The organism is Streptomyces venetus (assembly GCF_039540295.1).
Taxonomy (GTDB): Bacteria; Actinomycetota; Actinomycetes; order Streptomycetales; family Streptomycetaceae; genus Streptomyces; species Streptomyces venetus.
This window is the reverse complement of the sequence record NZ_BAABET010000003.1, coordinates 175,765-198,960: the sequence shown is the minus strand read 5'-3', so window position 1 is coordinate 198,960 and position 23,196 is coordinate 175,765. Positions and strand designations below refer to the sequence as shown.

At 68.4% G+C, this 23,196-nt stretch carries 15 protein-coding genes, 1 tRNA gene and 3 pseudogenes; 9 read left to right on the top strand and 10 right to left on the bottom strand.

Annotated elements, in window-relative coordinates:
• Positions 1-91 precede the first annotated feature (91 nt).
• Complete coding sequence (locus tag ABEA82_RS10655; protein ID WP_345661147.1) at positions 92-1,846, bottom strand: non-ribosomal peptide synthetase; 1,755 nt, start codon at positions 1,844-1,846, stop codon at positions 92-94.
• Positions 1,847-2,180: 334 nt separating this feature from the next.
• On the opposite strand from ABEA82_RS10655, the gene ABEA82_RS10650 reads away from it, so the two are divergent.
• On the top strand, positions 2,181-3,512 hold the full coding sequence (locus ABEA82_RS10650) for a condensation domain-containing protein (protein ID WP_345661146.1): 1,332 nt from the start codon (positions 2,181-2,183) through the stop codon (positions 3,510-3,512).
• 185 nt (positions 3,513-3,697) lie between these two features.
• On the opposite strand, the gene ABEA82_RS10645 is transcribed toward ABEA82_RS10650, so the two are convergent.
• From ABEA82_RS10645 to ABEA82_RS10635, 3 genes are all read right to left on the bottom strand, one after another.
• A complete protein-coding gene (locus tag ABEA82_RS10645; RefSeq protein ID WP_345661145.1) occupies positions 3,698-4,933 on the bottom strand; it encodes a condensation domain-containing protein in 1,236 nt (411 codons plus the stop codon).
• 240 nt (positions 4,934-5,173) lie between these two features.
• The gene (locus ABEA82_RS10640; protein ID WP_345661144.1) at positions 5,174-5,941 is read right to left on the bottom strand and encodes a thioesterase II family protein; all 768 of its coding nucleotides are present in this window, start codon (positions 5,939-5,941) and stop codon (positions 5,174-5,176) included.
• A complete protein-coding gene (locus tag ABEA82_RS10635; RefSeq protein WP_345661143.1) occupies positions 5,934-8,495 on the bottom strand; it encodes a type I polyketide synthase in 2,562 nt (853 codons plus the stop codon). Before ABEA82_RS10635 ends, ABEA82_RS10640 begins: the two co-directional genes overlap by 8 nt.
• A gap of 550 nt (positions 8,496-9,045) precedes the next feature.
• Between ABEA82_RS10635 and ABEA82_RS10630 the strand changes: the two genes are divergently transcribed.
• From ABEA82_RS10630 to ABEA82_RS10610, 5 genes are all read left to right on the top strand, one after another.
• Positions 9,046-9,756: a thioesterase II family protein gene (locus ABEA82_RS10630; RefSeq protein WP_345661142.1), complete on the top strand. Its 711-nt coding sequence runs from the start codon at positions 9,046-9,048 to the stop codon at positions 9,754-9,756.
• Positions 9,747-10,571, top strand: coding sequence for an SDR family oxidoreductase (locus tag ABEA82_RS10625; protein ID WP_345661141.1), 825 nt, complete (start codon positions 9,747-9,749; stop codon positions 10,569-10,571). The genes ABEA82_RS10630 and ABEA82_RS10625 overlap by 10 nt, the downstream gene beginning before the upstream one ends.
• Before the next feature lie 16 nt (positions 10,572-10,587).
• Positions 10,588-13,332, top strand: coding sequence for an amino acid adenylation domain-containing protein (locus ABEA82_RS10620; RefSeq protein WP_345661140.1), 2,745 nt, complete (start codon positions 10,588-10,590; stop codon positions 13,330-13,332).
• 424 nt (positions 13,333-13,756) lie between these two features.
• A complete protein-coding gene (locus tag ABEA82_RS10615; protein WP_345661139.1) occupies positions 13,757-15,307 on the top strand; it encodes an Eco57I restriction-modification methylase domain-containing protein in 1,551 nt (516 codons plus the stop codon).
• Entirely contained in the window at positions 15,267-16,256 is a 990-nt protein-coding gene (locus ABEA82_RS10610; RefSeq protein ID WP_345661138.1) for a BsuBI/PstI family type II restriction endonuclease, read from the top strand. Before ABEA82_RS10615 ends, ABEA82_RS10610 begins: the two co-directional genes overlap by 41 nt.
• A 449-nt stretch (positions 16,257-16,705) precedes the next feature.
• On the opposite strand, the pseudogene ABEA82_RS10605 reads toward ABEA82_RS10610, so the two are convergent.
• Positions 16,706-17,918 (bottom strand): annotated as a pseudogene (locus tag ABEA82_RS10605) (IS110 family RNA-guided transposase).
• Positions 17,919-18,683: 765 nt separating this feature from the next.
• Positions 18,684-19,202 carry a HEAT repeat domain-containing protein gene (locus tag ABEA82_RS10600; protein WP_345661137.1) on the bottom strand — a complete coding sequence of 173 codons (519 nt, stop codon included), beginning with the start codon at positions 19,200-19,202 and terminating at the stop codon, positions 18,684-18,686.
• 427 nt (positions 19,203-19,629) lie between these two features.
• Here ABEA82_RS10600 and ABEA82_RS10595 point away from each other — a divergent pair, with 427 nt between their 5' ends.
• Positions 19,630-20,124: a hypothetical protein gene (locus ABEA82_RS10595; RefSeq protein WP_345661136.1), complete on the top strand. Its 495-nt coding sequence runs from the start codon at positions 19,630-19,632 to the stop codon at positions 20,122-20,124.
• Between the two features lie 16 nt (positions 20,125-20,140).
• Here ABEA82_RS10595 and ABEA82_RS10590 read toward each other — a convergent pair.
• Positions 20,141-20,350: pseudogene (locus ABEA82_RS10590) on the bottom strand (hypothetical protein); the annotation flags it as partial.
• On the opposite strand from ABEA82_RS10590, the pseudogene ABEA82_RS10585 reads away from it, so the two are divergent.
• Positions 20,351-20,542: pseudogene (locus ABEA82_RS10585) on the top strand (site-specific integrase); the annotation flags it as partial. It lies immediately after the preceding pseudogene.
• Positions 20,543-20,637: 95 nt separating this feature from the next.
• Here the strand turns inward: ABEA82_RS10585 and ABEA82_RS10580 are convergent.
• From ABEA82_RS10580 to ABEA82_RS10570, 3 genes are all read right to left on the bottom strand, one after another.
• Positions 20,638-20,711: transfer RNA gene (locus tag ABEA82_RS10580), tRNA-Pro, on the bottom strand.
• Positions 20,712-20,758: 47 nt separating this feature from the next.
• Complete coding sequence (locus ABEA82_RS10575) at positions 20,759-21,529, bottom strand: Pr6Pr family membrane protein (RefSeq protein WP_345661135.1); 771 nt, start codon at positions 21,527-21,529, stop codon at positions 20,759-20,761.
• A gap of 102 nt (positions 21,530-21,631) precedes the next feature.
• The gene (locus tag ABEA82_RS10570) at positions 21,632-22,558 is read right to left on the bottom strand and encodes a metallophosphoesterase (RefSeq protein ID WP_345661134.1); all 927 of its coding nucleotides are present in this window, start codon (positions 22,556-22,558) and stop codon (positions 21,632-21,634) included.
• A gap of 134 nt (positions 22,559-22,692) precedes the next feature.
• On the opposite strand from ABEA82_RS10570, the gene ABEA82_RS10565 reads away from it, so the two are divergent.
• The gene (locus ABEA82_RS10565; protein ID WP_345661133.1) at positions 22,693-23,157 is read left to right on the top strand and encodes a GatB/YqeY domain-containing protein; all 465 of its coding nucleotides are present in this window, start codon (positions 22,693-22,695) and stop codon (positions 23,155-23,157) included.
• Positions 23,158-23,196: the final 39 nt, after the last annotated feature.

The window sequence follows — 23,196 nt, the reverse complement described above, 5'->3', positions numbered from 1 at the left end:
GGACCGGGAACGGAACACCCGCTCACCGCCCGTGCCTCGACCCCGATCCCAGACGTACAACCGGCAGTCCACCGAGCCCCCGAGGACACCATCACCCGGCGGCCGGGGAGACGATCTCCGTGACCGCCTCGGTGAACTCGCCCAGGGTCGTCTTCTCGAACATGATCCGCGGGGGTATGCGGTGGCCCAGCGCCTTGCGGATCCGGCCTGCCGCCTGCACTGCGAGCAGCGAATGCCCGCCGCGCTCGAAGAAGTCGTCGTCTTCGCGCAGTTCGATACCGCCCAGAAGCTCGGACCACACCCGTACGACCACCTCCCGCACCGGGTCCGCGGCAGGCCCCGGGTCCGCGGCAGGCACCGGGTCCGCGGCGGGCGAGGCGTGCAGGGCGCGCAGGGCCGCGAGATCCACCTTGCCCCGCTCGGTCATCGGCAACCGGTCCACGAACGTGATGACGTTGGGCACCATGTGGCCAGGCAGCCTGGCGCGCAGATACTCGTGGATCTCATCGGCCGACCGCGGGCCGGCCTCGGCCACCACGACATACCCGGCCAGGGCCTGCTCCTGCGGCAGGACCACGCAGTCCACGACGTGCGGATGCGTGCGCAGAGCCGACTGCACCTCGCCGATCTCCACCCGGTGCCCGTTGATCTGAACCTGCTCGTCATCCCGGCCCAGGAACTCGAACACGCCCGCGGCATTCCTCAGGACACGGTCTCCGGAGCGGAACACCCTGCCCAGGTCCGGCAGCCAGGCGAAACGCTCCGCCGTCAGCGCGGCATCGCCCAGATAGCCGCGCGCCACGCACGCGCCACCGATCAGCAGCTCCCCGTCCGGCGAAACATGTAGCTCGGCCCCGGTGACACCCAGGCCGATCGGCACATCCGGCCCGGTGTCCGTGCCGGCGTCGAACTCGTGGTACGTGACCGCCACGGCGGCCTCGGTCGGCCCGTACCGGTTGAACACCCGTACCGCGGGCAGCAGTTCGGCGATCCGGTGTGCCGTTGACGTCGGCAGCCGGTCCCCGCCGCTGATCAGGTACCGCAGGCTGCGGGCTTCCCTCAAGCGCGGCTCGTCGAGCAGCAACGGCAGAATCGCCGGGGGGAGCCGGACCGCGGTGATCTCCTGCTCGACCAGCGCGGTGGCGATGGCGAGCGGGTCCAGATGGTCGCCCTCGGCGACCGAGACCACCGTGGCACCCGCCCGGAGCGGCCAGAAAAAGTCGGTCAGCGAGGCGTCGAACGTGTAGGGCGCCACCTGCAACAGCCGGTCACCCGGCCCGAGCGGCAGCCGCTCGGCGAGCCAGTCCAGATGCGGCGTCAGGTTGCGGTGTTCGACGACCACGCCCTTGGGCGCGCCGGACGAGCCCGAGGTGTAGATGACGTAAGCGGGATCCTCCGGGGAGCCGGCCACGGCCGGTCCGTGCTCCCCGTCCACGTCCCCGTCCACGTCCCCGTCCGCGTCCCCGTCCGCGTCCACGCCGAGTGTGCGGACACCGTCGTGCCGTAACCGGGCCGCGGTCGCGTCGTGCACCAGCACCGCGGCCGGCGCGCAGTCCGTCAGTATCCGTGCCAGCCGGGGAGCGGGTTCCGTCAGACTCAGCGGCACGAACGCCGCGCCGGCCCGCAGCGCACCCAGCATCGCGACAGCCATGTCGGCCCCGCGCTCCAGGAACAGCGCGACCCGCTCACCAGGGCCCGCGCCCGCTTCGGTCAGCCGTCTCGCCAGCCGTCCCGACCGCTCCTCCAGCTCCTGGTAGGTCAGCGACGTTCCGACACTGTCGAGCCAGGCCGTAGCCGCCTGCGCTCCGCCGAGAACCTGGGCGTGCAACAAACCCTCGTCCGACATGCTCATCCCCCGCGGGTGGATCACTCAAAGTGGGTCAGTCAAAGTGGATCAGTCAAAGACACTCGATCGGATCACAGCAGGAGAGACCTAGTCAATAAACGATCATCAAAAGCTCCTGGACGGACGGTAGTTGGCGGCCTTCGTGTCGCACACGACAATGCCCTGCTCGCAGCCGGGTTGTAACATGATCACAGGTTCGGGGGATCCCCTGATCGCGCAGGGTTGCACCGCCGCCGAGAACGTCTGTCCGGGGCCGCGTGCCCTTGCGGACCGGCCTGCGGACAGGGTGTCTGCGCAGGCATCTCACGCCGCGAAATGAGGAGAAGCCGCGCTCATGGACTCCGTGTCGAGGATGTCGCCGCCCGATGCCGCCGCCGCAGACGCGCCCCTGGCGATGTCCGCTTTCCAACGGCGCATCTGGCTGGCCGAGTTGATCGATCCTGACGTGCGCAACCACGTGCCGCTCGCCTGGGAGGTGGCGGGCCGCCTGGACCCCGGTCGGCTGCGCGCCGCGCTGGGCCGGCTGGTGGCCGCGCACGAGATACTCCGCACCCGTTTCATCGAAGACGACAACGGGCTGTCGGTGCGGCTGCGCGAACCGTGGCTGCCGGAGCTGGAGGTACTCGACCTGCGCGAGGCTCCCGACGGCATGATGGACTGGCTGGACGCCGCCGTCCGCCGGCCGTTCGACCTCGAATCCGGACAACTGCTGCGCGCCGCCCTCGGCGAGCTGGGCGACGATCGGCAGGTGCTGCTGCTGTGCCTGCATCACCTGGTCATCGACGGGGAGTCGGTCCCCCTCCTGCTCGCGGAACTCGACCGCCACTACACCACGCCGGACAGGCCGCGACCGGTCGTCCAGTACCGGGAGTTCGCCGCCTTCCAGCAGCGTCAGCGTGATACCGACGCCTGGAACACCGACCTGCTGTACTGGGAGTCCACGCTGCGGGGAGCGTCCCCGGACACACCACTGCCCGTACCGGAGCGACCGGAGCCGAACGGGGCGTTCCAGGTCTCGCTGCCCGCAGGGCTGCTGGACTCGCTTCAGAAAGTGCAGTCCGAGCGCCGCGTCAGCTGGTTCATGGTGGCCGCCACCGCCCTGGCGGTGACCCTGCACCGGTGGGCCGGCCTGGATGACGTCACCTTCGGTTCCCCGACGGCGAACCGGGACGAGCCCCCGTTCGCCGAACTGCTCGGTCCGTGCCTGAACACCGTGGTGCTGCGCTCCCGGGTGACCTCGGACAGCACGTTGCTGGACGCGTTGATGCAGATGCGCGACCAGGCCCTGGACGCGCTGGAGCACCAGAGCGTCGAGTTCGACGATGTGGTCGCCCGGCTGAAGCCGCCCCGGCGCTTCGGACACACCCCCTACACCAACGTCACGTTGAACATGAACCTGCTGGACGACCACGCCGCCGATCTGGACGGCACGCGGCTGACACCGGTTCTGGACGACTCGCTGCGCAGCAACTACGCCAAGTTCGGCCTGACAGTGACGATGGCGCAACGAGACGGCCGGCTGATCGCGCTGATGGCCTATCGCGGAGACCAGCTCAGCGCCTCTCACGCCCAGGAACTGGCTGCCGAGTTCGCCGACGTGCTGACCCGCTTCCCGCAGGCCCTGAACGAGCCGGTCATGTCCCCCGGAACGGGCCGACGCCGGTGAGACGACGGACCATGACGTGGGTCATCGCGCGGGAGGCCGAGGAGACCCGGCGGTGCGCGTAGTCGCGGACCGAGGTTCCCGGGCTGTGTGAGAGGCGCTGCTCGGTTCGTTGCCCACCTCGCGGGACGCGAGGGCGTGTTCCGGAGGGGGCAGGAGCCCTCTCCGAAGCCCCCTGGCCGAACTCTTCAGCGCGCGTCCTGGCCGCTGTCCGCAAGGGAATCGCGCAGTGCGTCGGCGAGCGCGGTCGCGGCGGCACCGGGCACGATCGCGGGATCGTGGTCGATGCGCAGCGACAACTCCTCACCGTCGTGGAGGGCCGAAACGACCACTGGCTCGTGGGCCCTGTGGCCCGACACATAGAGGAACCGGCCGGGCTCGCCCTCCAGTGTCGGCGCCGGGCGGCGTGTGCGGTCGATGAGGGTCAGCACGAGATCGAGGTGGCCGGTCCACGGCGCCTGGCACGCCCTGGCCGCCCGGACGACTTCGTCGAACGGGGTGTCGATGAATTCGAGGTCCTCCAGCCAGCTCTCGCGGATGCCGTCGTGCTGCGGGTGGGCCAGCACCGTGTTGATGAAGCACCCGACCACGCCCGCCCCGTCCTGGCCGCCCCAGGTATAGGCGACCGGTGCGGCTCCCGCCGTCCGGGCGAGCGCCTCGTGGCAGCCGGCCAGCACCGCCGGGAACGGCCGGAGCGCGGCCGGTCCGGACAACGTGACGTGCTGCCAGACCGAGGCGCTGGGGCCGGGTTCGTACATGCCCGTGCCCCACAGGCCGGGCCCCGCGTCGCGTACCCGTGCTGTCCAGTGCTCCAGCGCCTCCGGCCCGCTGGCCTCGTGCTCCCTGTCCAGCTGTTGCTCCACTGCTTCGCGGTAGCGGCGCAGTGCGGTGGCGGACCCGGAGTCCGGCTCGTGTGCCGGGCTGTGGTAGGCGGACATCAGCTCGTCCAGCACCAGCCCGGTGGACTCACCGTCGCAGATCAGGTGGTCGAAGCCGATGGCCAACAGATCCCGCCGCTCGTCCCTGGCCAGGAGCACCCGGAACGAGCCCAGCCCGGTGGGCCAGTGGTCCAGGGCGGCCCACAGAGCGCGCTCGGTGTCCGGGGCTGTGATCTCCCGCACGATCGGGGAGTCGGGAAGTGGGTCTATCCGCAGTACCGGCACCCCTCCGGCGGTGTCCGCGGCCCCGCGCAGGGCCGGATGCCTCAGCAGGACCGATCGCGCTGCCTGCTCCAGGCGGTGGGCCGACAGCAAGCCGGGCGGGAATTCCAGGAAGACCGGCAGGATCTGCGCCCGGCCGTGCGGGTCGGTGGACCTGGAGTGGTGGAACCTCCGCTGCGCGCCGGTCAGCGGCATCAGCTCGTCGACTCCGTTGTGGACGTTCGCGTAGTGCTTGAGGTAGGTCCTGGTGATGCTGCGGTGCACAGCATGCCTCCACTGTGTTCTGTTTCCACGCCGGCTTGTTGTCCGCCCCGAAGAGGGGCCGCCGGCGTCCTGCCGAAAGCGATCCAGCTCGGGCAGGTCGACGTGCCTGCCCGAGCTGGATCGCGGTGAATGCCCTTGGCGGGGGCGGTCGTTGCGGGAACGACCGCCGTTCAAGGGCGGTTGCAGCGGCTCACGGCCCCTGCTGGGCCTCTCATCGGTTCATGACTCGCTCGGCTCGCGTCAGATCGGACGGCTCGGACCGGACGGTTCGGACCGGACGGCCCGGATCAGATCGGACCGGACCGTGTCGGTGAGCAGTCCGACCAGGCCCTCGGTGTCCTGACGCGTGTGGAAGTGACCTCCTGGCCGCACGGACGACGCGAAGCCTCCGTCGGTCTGGTCGCGCCATCCCTCCGTCCACGCCTCGCCGTTCGGCTCCGCGTCACCGACGATGGCGGTGATGGGACTGCGCAGCCGGGGGCCCGGCACGTACTCGTAGGTTTCCAGTACCTGGAGATCGGCGCGGTAGCAGGCCAGCGCGGCGGTGAGCAGTTCCTTGTCGGACGTGGTCGCCGCGGGCAGCGGGCCCCAGTTCCGTTCGATCTCGGCATGCAGCTCGGCGTCGTCGAGCAGGTGCAGCGACTGGGACTTGGTGAGCTGTGGCGGGGCCGGACACGACGAGACGAAGAGCCGCAGTGGCTTCGGTTGCAGGGCCCGGGCCACCTCGAACGCGACCAGCGCGCCCAGGCTGTGTCCGAACAGGGCGAACGGCGGGGTGAACTCCACCTGCGCGAGGATCTCGCCGACCAGTTCCGGCATCGAGGTCAGCGCCTGTTGCTTGAGGTCGTGGGCCCTGCCAGGTGGCTGGATGGCCGCCAGGCGTAAGCCGAGGGTGTGTGCCACCCACCGCGCGTACTCCCCGCCCGCCCCGCCCGCGTGCGGGAAGCAGTACAGGGTGGCGACGGAGGCATGCGGTGCCGGGCGTGTGATCACACGTATGTCAGCCACGAGGCGCCGCCGGGACGTCGCGCATCTGCTCTTCGATCAGTGCGGTGAGTTCGCGCACCGACGGCGCGAGGTACATCGCGCGGATTTCCATTTCCACCGGCAGCAGTTGCTCGAGCTGGCCCAGCAGCTCGTGCGCGACCAGCGAGTCCCCGCCGAGATCGAAGAAGCTCTCGTCCGGGTCGACCTTGGGCAGGCCGAGCATCTGACCGAACAGCCTCGACACCGTCTGTTCGGTGTCCACGTCGGCGTCGGCGGTGGGTGCGGCGTCCGCGGTGGGTGTGGTGGGCGCCGACGGCTGTGCGGTGGGCCCGGCCTCCAGCAGGTAGCGCTGCCGCTGGAACGGGTAGCTGGGCAGGGCCACCCTTCGCGGCTGCTCCGCGTGGGCTTGCGCCCAGTCGATCGGCAGCCCGGCGAGGAAGAGCTCGCCCAGTGCAGCCAGCGGGTCGGTGACCGTGATGGCGAGGTGGTCCGGCGTCCACTGCGGCTGCTCCCGCAGCCGTGCGAGAAGCCGCGAGTCGCCGATCTCCAGGAACACCCGGCCCGGAGTGTCCAGCGCGCCCTGGAGCTGGGCGTCGCTGCTGTCCGGGGTCAGGGTGAGATCCGGCTTCAGGCCGAGCGCCGTCCAACGCTGTACCGCTTGCCAGGAGGCCGTCTCGGACACCAGCAGGGCCACAGCCCGTCCGTCCCGGGCGTGGTCACCGGAGATCAGCCGACCGGGCTCGTTCCCGCCGAGCACCCGCAGCGCGTCCTGCGTGTCTCGCACCACCGCGTAGCGGCGGTGGCCGTGCAGCCGTCGGCCGACTTGCAGCGTCCACGCCACATCCCGCAGGTCGGACTCGGGGTGATCCGTCAGATGGCCGGCGACACGTGCCGTCAGTTCGTCAAGGGCGGCCGGAGTGTGAGCGGACAGCACCAGCACCTGGTCCTGCGTGCTGTGTTCCCGGGCCCGCGGCGCCGGCGGCTGCTCCAGCACGACGTGCGCGTTGCCGCCGCCCAGGCCGCGCGCGGTGACGCCCGCCCGGCGCGGCAGCCCGGTGGGCTCCCACGGCGTGGGTTCGGTCACGACGGTGAACGGGCCCGCCGCGAAGTCGATGTCCGGGTTCGGTTCGCTGTAGTGCAGGCTCGGGGGAATGACCCCGTGTTCCACGGCGAGCACCGTCTTGATGAACCCGGCGATGCCGGCGGCGGCATCGGTGTGCCCGATGTTGGCCTTGACGGAGCCGAGCAGGCACGGCTGCTCACGCGGCTCCCCGTCGGCGAAGGCGTGGTTCAGCCCGGCGATCTCGATCGGGTCCCCTACTCGGGTGCCGGTGCCGTGGGCCTCGACGTAGGTGATGGAGGAAGGCGTCACACCCGCGGCGTGCTGGGCAGCCTGGATCACCTCAACCTGCCCGCGCACTCCAGGGGCGGTGAACCCGGCACGGTCCCTGCCGTCGTTGTTGACTGCGGAACCACGCAGGACAGCATGGATGTGGTCGCCGTCGGCGATGGCCTTGGACAGCCGCTTGAGCACGACCATGCCGCACCCCTGGCCACCGATCACCCCGTCGGCAGCCGCGTCGAACGGGCTGCACGTACCGCTGGGTGAGGTGATTCCGCCGACCCGGTAGTTGTCCAGCGCAGCGGGCAACCGTACCGAGGTACCGCCGGCCAGTGCCAGATCGCATTCCCCGGACAGCAGTGCCCGGGCGGCGAAATGCACGGCGTACAGCGAGGTCGCGCAGGCCGCCTGCACATTGGTCGTCGGTCCCCGCAGCCCCAGCTTGTAGGCGACGCGACTGGCCAGGTAGTCGCTGGTGGTGCCGGTCAGGATGTCCCAGTTGGTGATCGTGGCGTCTTCCTGCTGCCTGGCCCGCATTGTCTCCGTGTAGGTGGACAGGCTGGACCCGGCGTAGATGCCGATCAGTCCGGGGAATCGGTCCGGGTCGTAACCCGCGCCCTCGATCGCCTCCAGCGAGCACTCCAGCAGGATCCGATGCTGGGGGTCGATGAGCAGGGCCTCACGCGGGGTGTAGCCGAAGTAACTCGCGTCGAACCACTCCGGTGTCTTCAGCAGTCCGCCCGCTGGGACGTATTCCTTCGTGCTGCCGCCGGGGGTGACGAAGCTCTTCTTGGGGAAACGGCTGATGCTGTCCACGCCGGACACGAGGTTGTCCCAGAACTGGTCGGGCCCCTCCGCGTCCGCGAAACGACAGGCCAGTCCGATGACGGCGATGTCCGTGTCACGCCAGTCGGCCTCTGGGCCGGCAGAGGTCGCCGCCTCGGCCTTCTCCGGCTTCTCCGGGGCGTTCGCGACCGGTTCCTGCGCCGGTGTCGATCCGTCGAGGAAGGCGGCGCACGACCGGATCGTGGAGTAGATGAAAAGCTGCGGCAGAGTCGGCCGGATACCGAGACGCTCCTCGATCTGAGCGCGCACCATCTGCATGAGCATCGAGTATCCGCCGACTTCGAAGAAGTTGTCGGTCACTCCGACGTCGTCTATCTCGAGGACGTCGCACCAGATCTCGGCGAGAATTCGCTCGGTCTCGGTCGCTGCGGGCTGACGGGCGCTCACCGGATCACATCCTGGCGTCGTCCGTTTTCATGGTCAGCGAATATCGCCCGGCGTGAAGCAGCTATCAAACCGCTCAGTCTCATGTTCCCCGTCAACTTTCTCGGTCAGCAAGCGTGGTGGTCCACAACGCCAGCGACTATAACGACGTCGACTCCACGGTCACAAGATCACCTTCGCTGGCGCGGGCGTCACCCGTCAAACATCTGATGTGCCGTCAAATCCCGGCCCAGGCAAGCCTCCACGGTCGGTCGGGGCGGCGGCGAGGCCGCGGAGGGGGGGCAGGACCGGCAGTCGGTCTTTGTCTGTTTTTGGTGCGGAGTCCGATCCATAAGGGCACAAGTGTTTTCTCGTGGCCGGTGTCGGACAAAACCGCTCGGACCAGCGTCGCCGGCTCCGGCTCACCGAGGACACAGGGGCGCCCGCGCAGGCTGACCGCGCCGGGTCCGTGCTGTCGCCAACTGGGCTACGAGGCAAGGGTCCAAGGCAAGATCAACTACCGCGACTCCTGGGTTACACTCCCCGTCGTCAACGATGAGAAAGTTGGGGGACCGTGGTTACACAGAAGCTCTTTCTCGCCTGTCTGCCTTTCGCCGGCGGTGGCGCCGCCTTCTTCCGGGAATGGGAGAAGACAGACATACCCAAAGTCACGGTACTTCCGGTCCAGCTACCGGGCCGCGAGGAACGATTTCTTGACGAGCCTTTCACCCAAGTTTCCGACGCGGTTGCCGAACTGACGCCTAAGATCGTCTCCGCCGCCGGAGAGGGGGCGGCCATCGCGCTGTTCGGGCACAGCCTCGGCGCAGTGCTCGCCTACGAGATCGCCAGGGAACTGGAGCGGACGGGCCACCCCGGGCTGCGCCACCTGTTCGTCAGTGGATCACCGGCGCCGCACGACGGACGGACCGAACGGGCGACGGGCCTGCCCGACGAGGAGTTCCTGGCCGGGGTGCAGCGGTTCGCCGGCTACCGGCACGAGGCGTTCGACGATCCCGACATGGTCGAGGTCCTGCTCCCGACCCTGCGCGCCGACGTGGAGATGCACGAGAACTACCGGGCGACCGGCACGGAGCCGCTCTCGGTGCCGGTCACCGCGCTGCGCGGCGAGCACGACGAACTCGTCTCCCGGGAGCAGGCCGAGCAGTGGGCCGAGGTGACGCGGGGTCCGTTCACCTACCAGGAACTGCCCGGTGGCCACATGTACCTGGTCGACGAGGCCGAGCGGGTGCTGCGGACGGTAGCCGGGAGCCCGGCATGCGACTGACCGGCAAGACCGTGATCATCACCGGCGCGGCCCGCGGCCTGGGCCGGGCCTGCGCGCTCAGGTTCGCCCAGGAGGGAGCCGACCTGCTGCTGCTGGACATCACGCAGGACCTGGCCGGCGTGCCCTACCCGCTCGGATCCGCCGGCCAGCTGGAACACACCGCGGATCAGTGCCGGCGCGCGGGCGCCGCGACCGTGACGGCCGCCGTCGACGTACGCGACGCCCAGCAGTGCGCGCTGGCGGTCGAGCAGGCGCTGGACCGGTTCGGCACGGTGGACGTGCTGGTCAACAACGCCGGAATCGCCTCGCCCTCCGGGAAGATCGCCCACGACATCACCGAGGAGGAGTGGTCGCTCATGCTCGACATCGACCTCTCCGGCGCCTGGCGGATGATGAAGGCCGTCGCACCGGTGATGGTCCAGCGCAGGTCCGGCAGCATCATCAACGTGTCCTCGACCGCGGGCACGGTCGGATACCGGCATTTCGCGAGCTATGTCGCGGCCAAGCACGGGCTGATCGGACTGACCAAGGCCGCGGCCCTGGACTACGCCCCGATGCGGGTCCGGGTGAATGCCCTGTGCCCCGGCTCGGTCCGTGACGAGCCGGTGATGGAGGGGCGGATGCTCGCCGAGATCGCCCGGTCGCTGGAGGTCCCGGTCGCCGAGCACGAACAGATCTTCGTACGGGACCAGCCGATGAACGCGCTGATCGAACCGTCCGACATCGCGAACGCGGCGCTGTGGCTCGCCGAGGACGACTCCCGCCAGGTCACTGGCAGCGTGCTGACCGTGGACGGCGGCTTCACGTCCCGATGACCAGGAGGTCCCAACCGTGACGACACCGACGATCGATGAACTGGCCGCTGGATGTCACAGCCTTGTCCTGCGGCTGCCCGGCACAGCCGATCCGCAGCGCCTGCTGTCCGAGGCGCTGCCCGATCCGGTCCAGGTCTGGCAGACCCCGGTGCCGGCCGGCGCCGACGAGCCGGCCGGCCAGGACCGCAGGCGTGCCGAGTCCCTGCGGCCGATCCACCAGGACGGCCCTCCCCTGCGGGCCGTGGCCCTGAACTACCTTGACGGAACGACGGACCTGGTTCTGGTGGCGGTCCGCGCGGTGATCCCGCCGGCCGCGCTGCGGCGGATCGCCCGGCTGCTGCTGGACGGCACAGGCGACGCCGTACCGGCGTGGCCCGCCGCCCCCCGGCCCGGCCTCGCGCACCGCGGACGCCTCGATTGGGGTCTGGGCGATCCGGACCAGCGCGGGGTCGCTGGCCGGGTGCAGATCGACCTCACCGGGCAAGGTGACTCGTTCCTGCTGCCGGCGATCGCCCTGGCCGTGAGCCGGTACAGCGGGGAGGACCGGACGGAACTGGGCGTGCTGGACCTGAGCGACGGCACAGCCGAACGCATCAGCGCCTACCCGCTGGACGAGCCTGCCCAGGCTTCGGTCGCGGACTTCCTGCACCGCTTCGACCAGGCACCGGTCACCCCCCACGAGCCGCCGTCGGCCGGGGTCGTCCTGAGCCCGGCGTTCGAGGAGGGGAGCTATACGGCCTGCCTGGCGCCGGTCTTCCCGCTCACCGTCCAGCTCGACCCCGGTTCGGCACGCGCGACCTGCCACTTCGACCAGGGCATGGTGGACGCCTCCATCGCGCGCCAGTTCAGCGCACACGTGGCCCACCTGGCCGGGCAACTGGCGAACAGCGCGGCGCAGCGGCCGCTGTCCGAGCTGGAACTGCTGTCGCAAGCCGAACGGGCGGCAGTCCTGCGGGCCGGCGAAGCAGGCGACGGCGCCCCCGCGCGGGGGCGGATCGACCGCGCCTTCGAGGAGATGGCCGCCAAGCAGCCGCAGGCCGTGGCCCTGCTGGCCGGCGAGGAGCAGCTGACCTACCGGCAGTTGGACGAGCGGGCGGATGCCTTAGCTGCGGGCCTGCGTGCGCTGGACATCGCACCGGGCAGCCGGATCGGTGTCTGCCTGGAGCGAGACGCCGACCTGGTGGTCACTCTGCTCGGCGTGCTCAAGGCGGACTGTGCGTATGTGCCGATGGATCCCCGCTATCCGGCGCAGCGCCTGAGCTTCACCGTCCGTGACGCGGGCATGCCCGTCATCATCACCTCCGCACCGGACTTCCCCGCGGTCCCCGGGACCCGGCTGCTGTCCCCGGGCGAACTGACCCGACTGGCAGCAGGCCGGACGGAGGCCGGTGCACGAGCCGACGACGGCGGTGAGAACCCCGCCTATGTGATCTACACCTCCGGTTCGACCGGCACGCCCAAGGGCGTGGTGGTGCCGCACCGCAACGTGCTGGCGCTGCTGCACGCCACCACCGGGGATTTCGCCCTGGGCCCCGACGACACCTGGACGCTGTTCCATTCCAGCGCCTTCGACTTCTCCGTCTGGGAGATCTGGGGGTGCCTGCTCACCGGCGGACGCCTGGTCGTGGTGCCCTACTGGACCACCCGCGACACCGAGGAGTTCTACGCCCTGCTGGCCGGGCAGCGCGTCACCGTGCTCAATCAGACGCCGTCCGCGTTCGCGCAGCTCATCCGCACCGACCGACGCGTCCGCGGGGACCTGGCCCTGCGACTGGTCATCTTCGGCGGCGAACCGCTGGACGTGCGCATGCTCGCGCCCTGGTTCACCCGGCATCCGGCATCCGACTGCCGAGTGGTCAACATGTTCGGCATCACCGAAACGACCGTGCACGTCACCGCCCAGACGATCACCCCGCACGATGTCGTCACCGGCTCGCGATCGGTCGGCCGTCCGATACCGGGGTGGACGGTGTCCATACGCGACGGACAAGGACGGGTCCTGCCGCCCGGCCCCTCCGGCGAGATCTACGTCGGCGGCGCCGGAGTAGCCGGCGAATACCTCGGTCGGCACGAACTGACCCAGCAACGGTTCATCCTCGACGAATCCACAGGCGAACGGATCTACCGCAGCGGTGACAAGGGCAGGCTGCACCCCGACGGGCGCCTGGACCACCTGGGCCGGCTCGACAACCAGGTCAAGATCCGCGGACACCGCATCGAACTCGACGAGATCCGCACCGTGCTGCTGGGCGCACCCCACGTGACCGCAGCAGCCGTCGTCGTCAACCGCGACCATCCCGACGACCCCGCCAGCAGTAGGATCGACGCCTACGTCGTCCTGGAGGGTGCCGCCGATCGCGCACACGTATTGGCGCACGCCAAAACCACGCTTCCCGACTACATGACGCCTGCGACGATCACCCAGGTCACCGAAATCCCGCTGACCATCAACGGCAAACCCGACACCACTCAACTGCCCGACCCGCGTACCGTGCCGACTGAGCCGCTCGACGCCCCGAAGCCCGCCACCAGTACCGTCGCCGACACCGTCCTGGGCATCTGGAGCAAGCAGCTCAACACCCCGGTGAACCTCCAGGACAACTTCTTCACCCTCGGCGGCAACTCACTTCTTGTCACCCGGGTTCTCGCCGAGATGCGGGACCAGAACCTACCCAAGATCTCACCCAGGCAGTTCTACAGCCACTCCACCGCATCACAGTTCATCGGACTCGTCCAACAACTCAGCGGAGCCGACGACTGAGGTCCTTCAAGGTGGCCACTGATCGGGTGACGACATAGCCGCCCGCAACAGACGAGGCTCCTGTGCCGCGGAGGGAGATGTTCGACGTCTCGACTCAGCCGGCACAGGAGCCTTGTCGGGTTCCCGTCCTGCCGCACTCGACCTGCCCTATGCCGTGGTCGATCCGGTGTTGTCGTTCTGGTACCTCACTGTCGGGGTGGCGGGAGTTGAACCCACGACCTCTTCGTCCCGAAGCAACTGCGGGGAGTGCCTGACCCCGGGCCGATACGCCTCACACCTGCCGCGACGGTCCACAGACGTCCGCGGTTGCCTGCCGCTGTTCGTGGGCGTTGTCACGCAGTTAGACACTCGGCCATTCCTCGCCGCATCGGCCACTTTCCCCAGGGGAAACGAGCGGTCGGGGAGTTCCGGCATCATGTAGCACATGAGCAAACTGCTTCCAGAGGTCCTCACAGAGCGCACTGAGACCCGCCGCGTTACGCGTTCCAACGCGCTCGATGCTGCGACGCGGGCCGATCTGGGGCAGTACTTCACACCGTCGACTGCTGCTGCACTGATCACGGGCCTCCCGAGCCTGCCGAAGACCGGTGTCCTACGTGTCCTGGACCCTGGTGCGGGCGTGGGGAGCCTCACTGCCGCCTTGGTTGCCCGCGTGGCCACGGTGGCACCCGACCTGAAGCTGGACGTAACCACGTTTGAGATCGACGAGCAGGTCAACGGAGATCTCACCGTGACACTGGACGAGTGTGCCGACGCTCACTCGTTGACCTACGAGCAGCACACCGCCGACTTCATTACATGGGCCGCCGCGACCCTCACGGAGGGCAGAGACCTGCCTCAGTGGGATCTGGTCGTGATGAATCCGCCCTACCGGAAGATCAATTCCAAGAGTGCCGAGCGTGCTCTCCTGGCGTCCTGTGGGATCGAGACCAGCAATCTCTACACCGCGTTTGTGGCGTTGGCGCTGCGATTCCTGGCCCCGGAGGGGCAGCTCGTGGCGATCACGCCCCGGAGCTTCGCGAACGGTAGTTATTTCCGGAAGTTCCGTGACGACCTCCTGAAACGCACGCGTCTGCGTAACCTCCACGTCTTCGAGCGCCGTGACAGGGTGTTCTCCGACTCCGAGGTCTTGCAGGAGAACGTCATTTTCCACGCCACTGCGGACCAGGCGCCGGGCGACGTGATCGTGTCGGTGAGTCGCGGCTATGAAGACCTGCCGGTCCGTCACTCCGTGCCATACGGGCAGGTCGTCGACGAGGCCGACCCGCAGAAATTCATTCATATCGCCACGAACGCGGATGATCTCGCTACGGCGGGACGCATGGCCAAGCTACCGGCGACCTTGCGCGATCTCGACGTCCAAGTGAGCACGGGGCGCGTCGTCGACTTCCGCACAGCGGAAAATCTGCTCAGCAGTCCTGGGAAGGGGGCGGTGCCGCTCCTCTATCCGGTGAACCTGAGTGCCGGCCGTGTGGTGTGGCCAGCGTCTGGCGGCCGCAAGCCTCAGGCGCTGGTTGACAATGAGGATACCCGGCCACTGATGCTGCCTTCAGGTACCTATTGCCTGGTGAAGCGGTTCAGCGCGAAGGAGGAACCGCGGCGTGTCTCGGCGAGCCTGCTCCTGCCGGACGACATCAACGGGGAGGACGTCGGGGTCGAGAATCACATCAACGTCTTCCATCAGGCACACCACGGGCTCGACCCCGATTTGGCCGCCGGGCTGACCGCGTACCTGAACAGCTCGGTCGTAGACCAGTACGTGCGGATCTTCAGTGGGCACACGCAGATCAATGCCGGTGACCTGCGGAGTCTGAAGTATCCAAGTCTTCAGCAACTCAAGGAACTTGGTCTGAGAGTCGGGCTGTCAGTGACTCCCGGTATGGTCGACGCCGCGCTGGCCGAAGTGGTGCCAGAGTTGGACCTGGGGAGGACGAATGTCGACGCCGTCGGAAGCGCAGCATCAGAAGGTCCGTGAGGCGCAGCAGATCCTGAAAGAGCTCGGCCTGCCGAAGGCTCAGCAGTCGACACGTACTGCCTTGGTGCTGCTGGCGATGTTCGGCCTGGAGCCGGAAGAGCCCTGGTCGGCCGTGCGGTCCAACGCGCTCGGTATCACCGAGTGCATGGACTGGATGGCGGACCACTACCCGCTCGTCAAGAAGGGCCGCACGGACCCAACGCGCTACAAGCCGAACAGTCGGGAATCGATCAGGCGCAAGTCAGTACAGCAGTTGATTTCCGCTGGCGCCCTCATCGCGAACTCGGATATGCCTGACCGAACGGTCAATGACCAGAACAACCGTTATGAACCGACAGCGATAGCGCTGGAAGCACTGGCCACGTTTGGCACCCCCCGGTGGGAGGTCGAGCTTCAGCGATTTCACGACGAGTACGGAATCCTCCGAGAACGGTGGGACGCAGAGCGGGAGTCGCACCGGGTTCCCGTGGCGTTGCCCGGCGATGAAGAGGACATCACCCTCAGCCCGGGAAAGCACAGCGAACTGATTCGGGCAGTCGTCGAATCCTTCCGCACGGAGTTCACACCCGGTGCGGCCGTGGTTTACCTCGGAGACACCGGGGACAAGTGGATCGTGAAGAAGGAAGACTACCTTCGGCAGCTCGGTGTCACGGTCGATGCTCACGGCAAGATGCCCGACGTCGTTCTCCACTATGCGGACCGGGACTGGCTGGTCCTGGTTGAGGCCGTTACGTCCCACGGGCCGGTGGATGGTAAGCGGGTCGACGAACTGAAGGCGCTGTTCAAGGATGCGAAGCCTGGGCTCGTACTCGTCACGGCATTCCCTGACAAGGCTACTTTTCGGAGATTCGCCCGGGATATTGCGTGGGAGACCGAGGTGTGGATCGCGGAGAACAAGACCCACATGGTGCACTTCAACGGAGAACGGTTCCTGGGGCCGTACTCCTAGCAGCGCCTGGCGTCCATGGCTTCCATCGAGGTCGGTGGAGTCTTAATGACCGAGTCAAGCGGGCTGGCTGAGGGATGAGCTCTAACGATCCCAGTCGAAAGGCATCGGTGCGCCCTGCTGGATCACCCAGGGATGGGGATAGCGAGCCTGACAGCCAATGCAGCGCGCGACGAACGGACCGACCTCGGGGTTCGTGAGAACGCTGTAGTGGCTGGAGGGCTGAGCCGGGAGCATGTGCCCGTTCGCTGTGGTCTCCAAGCCGGGCCACTCCGGCGAGCATTGGCACGGGTGCTCTAGTGCAAACGGGTCGCCGTCGGGAGTCTCGGCGGTGCGCTTGAAAAGCTTGGCAAAGTTGGCGCGTATCGACACTGCGGCGACTCTTCTCCTTCACTGCGCCCGGCTCTCGGGCCCACGACAGTAACCGAGGCCGGTGGACCCTGATGACTCGGTCATGCTGCTGAGACGGCTGGTGTCCTCGCCGGTGGGGTGGTGGTGAAGGGGCGGTTGTCGCGTAGCAGGGCCCAGAGGACGTCGACGCGGCGGCGGGCGAGTGCGATGACGGCGGGGATGTGTTTGTGGCCCTGGGCTCGTTTCTTGAGGTAGTAGGTGCGGTTGGGGCCGTCGCGGATGATGCTGGTCTGAGCGGAGAGGTAGCACACTCTGCGCAGGCGGCGGCTGTAGCGCTGGGGCCGGTGGAGGTTGCCGGTGCGGCGTCCGGAGTCTTTGGCGACAGGGACGAGGCCGGCGGCTGAGGCGAGGTGGCCGGCGTCAGGGTAGGAGGCCAGGTCGCCTGCCGCGACGAGGAATTCGGCGCCCAGGATGGGCCCGATGCCGGGCATCGACTCGATCACGGCTGCCTGCGGGTGGGTGTGGAAGGCGTCGCTGATCTGCCGGTCGAGCTGCTTGAGGCGTTCGTCCAGGGCCAGTATCTGTGCGGCGAGGTCTGCGGTGATGCCCGCGGCTGTGCTCTGGCCGGGTAGTTGGATGTGTTGGGCGTGCGTGGCGGTGAGGGCGGTGGCGGCGACCGTTTCGGGGTGGTGTACTTCTCGGGCGGTGAGCCAGCGGGTCAGGCGGGTTTGGCCGCAGCGGCGTAGGGCGGCGGGGGTCCGGTAGCCGGTGAGCAGGACCAGGGCGCCCTTGTGGTCGGCGTAGTCGAAGGCCGCTTCCAGGGCGGGACTGATGCCGGTGAGCACATCGTGGAGGCGGTTGAGCAGACGGCCCCGGTCGGCGATCAGATCAGCGCGATGGGTGGTGAGCAGGGTCAGGTCGGCGGCCAGCTCGGTGGGGATCTCGATGGGGGCGAAGTCTCGTCGCAGACGGGCCGTGTCGGCGATGACGTAGGCGTCGCGCGCGTCGGTCTTGGCCTCGCCCCGGTAGGCGGCGGACATGCGGTTGACCGTCCGGCCGGGCACGTAGACGACCGGCTGACCGTGATCGGCGAGCAGAGCCAGCAGCAGGGCGGGCGCAGTGCCGGTGAGATCCACTGCCCATCGGACCTCGCTGGCCAGCGCAAGGACCTCGCTCAGGCCGGCCAGGATAACGGCTTCGTCGTTGCTGACTTTCCGGCTCCAGACAGTGGTGCCTGTCGTCGATGGCGACCCAACAGTGGTGAGCCTTGCTGGCGTCGATACCAACCCATAAGCGGGGCGTCAGCGTGGTCATGTGGCGGTCTCCTCGGGCTTCGGACAGCGTGCCGTAGGTCCGAGGACGCCCCGCCGTCAGCTCCGTAAACAGCGACCGATCCGCACATCTCAATCAGCGGCCTGGGCGTCCAGAAGAACGGGGCGGCCACTCCACCGGAGCCACCGGGGGCAAGCGACTTTAGAGCCACACCCCACTCTTCCGGACCGCCAAACACCTTACGGAGCGGCTTTGGGCTGGAGCCGCGTTGGCGCGAGTGATCATGGCCCCCGTAAGCTTCCGGCGCGTCGGGCAGTCTGTGGACCTGCCCGGTAAAGCACGACGTTGGGGCCATGATCTTCGAGGCTCGCGCCAAATTGGCTGCCTAAAGCCGTGGAGCCGACCGGCCTCAGCCACAGAGGGTTTCTCCCACCTCTGCCCGCATGCACGCAGCGCGCCGCCGGGCGCGGCCACCGGGGCGCAGACAGGAGGCAGGCCGCGCCGCAGAGGCGGCGCCCGCGCCGTGCGCGGGCCTTGAACCAGTAGAGAAAGTTGTAACTCAGTAGGTTGGATGGGCCTGCTGGGCGTACGTCATGGCTGTGGCCCTGCTGTGCTGGTGGCTTTGTACACGAGAACGGGAGTCGTTTTTCGACGGCTTCGGGAGTCACCGCGTGGGCCGGTCCCTTGATCAATATCGATGAGTTCGGGAGTCACTCACGGCTGCCGGATGGTTTACGGGTGTGAGCAGTTGAGGGGCAAGCAATCCCGGTGAGAATGATCTTGGTCGGCACGGCTACAGCTCCGCGGTCAGAGCTCGCCGCGGCGTGCGAGCTGCTTCACCGCGTTCTCACGGATGATCTCGTTCTCGGCGTCGCGCAAGCCCTCGAGGGCGTCCCGGGCTTCCTCGCCGGGAATGGCGCCGAGCGCCCAGATCGCCTTCACCGCGAGCGCCCGGCAGTCGTCGAAGTCCAGGTGCTCGGGAACCCAGTGAGTCGCCAAGACCAGCGTCGGCACTGTCTTGGGCGAGCGGAGCTTGCCCAGCGTGGACACGATGTCCTCGTGGTCCCTGTGCCATTCGGCAGGGAACAGCTCGATCAACGGCTCCATGAACTCCCCGACCGGGGCGTCGGCGGCGCCATGGACGATCAACGCCATCTCGACGTCGTCGGCGTCCCGGCGCTCCATGGCGTCCAGGAGCAGCCGGAGCGCCAGGGCCCCACCGTCGGACTCGCCGAAGTGGGCGAGCACCTCGTCGAGCGTACGCGTCCGACCCACACCTGGTACGAACACCAGGCCCATGATCAGGTCCTGTTCCTCAGGCGTCATCGCCTGACCACCCCCCATGCGGTGATGTCGTCGTCGAAGAGCTCGAGCGCGTCACGGCCGCCAGGCCGATGCCCACATGTGAGGTTGTTGAACGCCCCAGGTCTCGGGTGAACCCTAGCAAGATCATTTTCTCGCCGGGATTTCCTGTCCTCAATTACTCACACCCCCTTCAGAGGCCATCCCCTACGCGTAGACCCTGAGCCGTCGCGCTGCCGTTCTTCGTTCGCGATCGGGTCCGCAAGAGTCGAAGTCGCCGCAGTAGAGCAGCACCGCTGGCCGCGGGGCGCGGGCTGTGCGCTCGCGCACGACCTGCACGTAGCTCTGGCCGCCGAAGCCCCGGACGACGTGCACGGGAACCCCCATATCCTCCAGCCAGCCGGTCAACTGCGTCCGCAAGGGGTCCTTTATACGGGCCACGTACAGGGTCGTGGTCTGGCTGGCGGTCCGGTCCAGGACGAACCAGTCCGGCGCGGCCCGCAGGAAGGCGCCGGCGTCAGAAGCTGGCTACGGGACAGGCCCCGAAGGGATCGCGGTGCTTCTGGCGACCGTTGGAGATGCGGCGGTAGTGCTCTCGTATGAGGAGGACCGGTCGTTCGCCGCTGTGAGCTTGAGTCGTTTCGGGTCTGTGGGGTCGTCGCGGCTGGACTGGAGTGGTGTTGAGGTCCTCCAGCGCTCGCCGGCCTTCGACGGCGAGCGGCTCCGGGAGCTCTTGAGCTGGTTGGCTCGCCCGGATGAGTTGGCGGTCGTGTTCTGGGGCAATCTTGCGGTGCCCTCGCGCGCCTTGGAGGTCGGCCTGGTGGAGGCACAGGCCGACGAGATTCTGAAGTGTGGGTATGAGTGCTGGATCTACCTAGTCGACAGCGGGGTCGTGATCGAGTTCCAGGACGGCGAAGGGTTCATTGCCGGGCGGGTGCCGTCTTGACCTTGGTGGAAGCGCATCAGCAGTCAGCGTGAGGCTTGAAGTCGTACGCACAGGCTGGGAGATCGACGCCTTGACGGTGAGCCATCGGTAGGAAGACCACTGGCCGGATCGTCCATGTGATGCGGGTGCTGGCGTGGATGACTGAGACCGTGCAGGGTTCCATGCGTAGGAGGGCCCGTCGCGTGTCGATGCGGCCGTCGTAGAGCCAGGCCCATGCCTCGTCAGACGGGAGCTCCGGCACAGCTTCGTGTCCCTGCTGTCCGACCGCGGCGTCCCGCTGGAAGTGATCTCCCGGCTCGTCGGGCACTCGGGGGCGGCCGTGACCGAGGAGGTCTACCGGAAGCAGATCCGGCCCGTGATCCAGACCGGTGCCGTGGTCATGGACGGGATCTTCGGCGCTGATCCGCAGCGGCCGTAGACACGCGGGAACGGATAGTCACGCAGATAGACACGCAGATGAAACAGGTGAGGCACCTACGGAAATCCGTAGGTGCCTCACCTGGTGTTTCTCTGTCGGGGTGGCGGGATTTGAACCCACGACCTCTTCGTCCCGAACGAAGCGCGCTGCCAAGCTGCGCTACACCCCGATGTCGCTGCTGTCGCGGCGACGTCGTTTACTTTAGCCCACCCGTGGCTAGAGACGAAATCCGGTTTTCCCGCGGTGGCGGATGGGGTTCGGGCGGGCGTGGTCGAGGGCCACGAGGATGATCGCCAGGGCGTAGAAGGAGAGGCCCAGGAGGAGGGCGTTCCCGAGGACCTTCTTGTAACCGTCCTGGTCGACGTCCAGGAAGGGGTAGAGGTAGCGGTCGTGGGTGCCCGGGAGGAGCAGCTCGCCTCGGATGAGGGAGAAGGCCAGGTAGGCCATGGGGTAGAGGAGCCATGTGCTGGCCTGGCGCAGGTGCATCCGGCCGGGGGGCGTGAGCAGGAGCCACTCCAGTGCGGCGGCGATCGGCGTGACCGTGAGGAGCATGTTCTGGGCGACGGCCTGCCAGCCCGTCGGGTTCGCGGCCGCGCCCGTGAGGGCGAAGGGGCTCGCCTGGTTCGCCAGGAGCAGGTGGTGCACCAGGGCGCCGATGACGACGTAGAGCAGGGTCGCGCCCAGTACGGCTCCCGGGAGGGGGCGGCCGGCGGTCCAGGCGCGGCGGGCCGACAGGGCCATGACCAGCGCCAGCAGGATGTTGCTCTGGACCGCGAAGTGGCCGAGGGCTCGGGACCAGTCGCCCACGAGTAGTTCGAGTGTCACGCCCAGTGCCGCCGTCACGGCGATCAGTAGCCGGAAGGCCGCGGCCGCCGGGCGGCGGACCGGGGCGACCACGGCCGTGGCGGGGACGGGGGAGGGCTTCAGCGTGGGCTTGGCCGGAATCGCGGGGAGATCCGGTATGTCCCTGGGTATCGGGGCGGTCATGCCACCCACGCTGACAGAAACGGACATAGCGGGCGATGCGGGCAGGGCTGTGTGGGTTACACCATCACACGTGTCGCCCCCGCCGCCGTCGCCGGCTCGTCTCTACTCCCGGCCCACCAACGTCAGCAACGTCGCCTCCGGCGGGCACGCGAACCGGACCGGTGTGTAGCGGCTCGTGCCGCAGCCCGCCGAGACGTGCAGGAAGGACGTACGGTCCTCCGCCGTGTGCGTCGACAGGCCCTTCACCCGGTCCGTGTCCAGGTCGCAGTTGGTGACCAGGGCGCCGTAGAAGGGGATGCACAGCTGGCCGCCGTGGGTGTGGCCGGCCAGCACCAAGGGGTATCCGTCGGCCGTGAAGGCGTCCAGGGTGCGCAGGTACGGGGCGTGCACCACGCCCATCGAGAAGTCCGCCGTGTCCGACGGGCCCCCGGCCACCCGGGCGTAACGGTCCCGCTTGATGTGCGGGTCGTCCAGGCCGGTCAGCTCCAGCGAGAGGCCCTCGATCTTGAGCGTGCCGCGCGTGTTGGTCAGGTTGAGCCAGCCCGCCGCGTCGAAGCCGTCCCGGATGTCCTCCCACGGGTTGTGCACCGCGCCGACGACCGGCGGGTTGCCGTTCAGCCCGTGGCGGCCCTGGACCTTCTCGAGGAGGTAGCGGCCCGGGTTGCGGAGCGTGGGGCCGTAGTAGTCGTTGGAGCCGAAGACGTACGCCCCCGGGAACTCCATCAGCGGGCCGAGCGCGTCCAGGACCTCCGGGACGCCCTCCGGGTCGGACAGGTTGTCGCCCGTGTTGATCACGAAGTCCGGGCGCAGGCCGGCCAGGGAACGGAGCCAGCGCTGCTTCTTGCGCTGGCCGCTGACCATGTGGATGTCCGAGACCTGGAGCACACGCAGGGGGCGCATTCCCGGGGGCAGGACCGGGACGGTGACCCGGCGGAGGCGGAAGGAGCGGGCCTCGAAGCCCGCCGCGTACAACAGACCGGCGGCACCAGCCGCCGCGATTCCCAGGGGGACTCCGTATCGCGCGCGCATACGTCCATCGTGTCAGACCCCGGCCGTTGCCCGTGCCCGGGCGGTGTGCGAAACCCCCTGTCGGCGCCGGTGCTTCCCGCGGTGCCCCACAAATCAAGAGCGCCTTTCCTTCCGTACCTGCGACAATCAACCCCATGACCACGCTCAAGTCGAAGCTGCAGGACGACCTCAACGCCGCGATCAAGGAGCGCGACGAGCTCCGCTCCTCGACGCTCCGGCTGACGCTCGCCGCGATCACCAAGGAGGAGGTCGCGGGCAAGGAGAAGCGCGAGCTCTCCGACGACGAGGTGCAGAAGGTGATCACCCGGGAGGCGAAGAAGCGGCGCGAGGCGGCCGAGGCCTTCGCGCAGGGTGGCCGTGCCGAGCAGGCCGAGCGGGAGAAGGCGGAGGGCGAGGTGCTCGCCACGTACCTGCCCAAGCAGCTGTCCGACGAGGAGCTCCAGCAGATCGTGGCCCAGGCCGTCGAGGAGGCCCGGGCCGCCGGTGCGGAGGGGCCGCGGGCCATGGGCGCCGTCATGAAGATCGTGAACCCGAAGGTGGCAGGTCAGGCCGAGGGCGGCCGCGTCGCCGCCGCGGTGAAGAAGCTGCTCGCCGGCTGATCCCATAAGGCAGAAAAGGGCGGCCCCCTCTCCCCGGTA

Bases quoted from the DNA above. Each gene is read 5' to 3' on its own strand.
- ABEA82_RS10655 (WP_345661147.1), bottom strand. From the start codon at position 1,846: ATGTCGGACGAGGGTTTGTTGCACGCCCAGGTTCTCGGCGGAGCGCAG.
- ABEA82_RS10650 (WP_345661146.1), top strand. From the start codon at position 2,181: ATGGACTCCGTGTCGAGGATGTCGCCGCCCGATGCCGCCGCCGCAGAC.
- ABEA82_RS10625 (WP_345661141.1), top strand. From the start codon at position 9,747: ATGCGACTGACCGGCAAGACCGTGATCATCACCGGCGCGGCCCGCGGC.
- ABEA82_RS10615 (WP_345661139.1), top strand. From the start codon at position 13,757: ATGAGCAAACTGCTTCCAGAGGTCCTCACAGAGCGCACTGAGACCCGC.
- ABEA82_RS10610 (WP_345661138.1), top strand. From the start codon at position 15,267: ATGTCGACGCCGTCGGAAGCGCAGCATCAGAAGGTCCGTGAGGCGCAG.
- ABEA82_RS10600 (WP_345661137.1), bottom strand. From the start codon at position 19,202: ATGACGCCTGAGGAACAGGACCTGATCATGGGCCTGGTGTTCGTACCA.
- ABEA82_RS10575 (WP_345661135.1), bottom strand. From the start codon at position 21,529: ATGACCGCCCCGATACCCAGGGACATACCGGATCTCCCCGCGATTCCG.
- ABEA82_RS10570 (WP_345661134.1), bottom strand. From the start codon at position 22,558: ATGCGCGCGCGATACGGAGTCCCCCTGGGAATCGCGGCGGCTGGTGCC.
- ABEA82_RS10565 (WP_345661133.1), top strand. From the start codon at position 22,693: ATGACCACGCTCAAGTCGAAGCTGCAGGACGACCTCAACGCCGCGATC.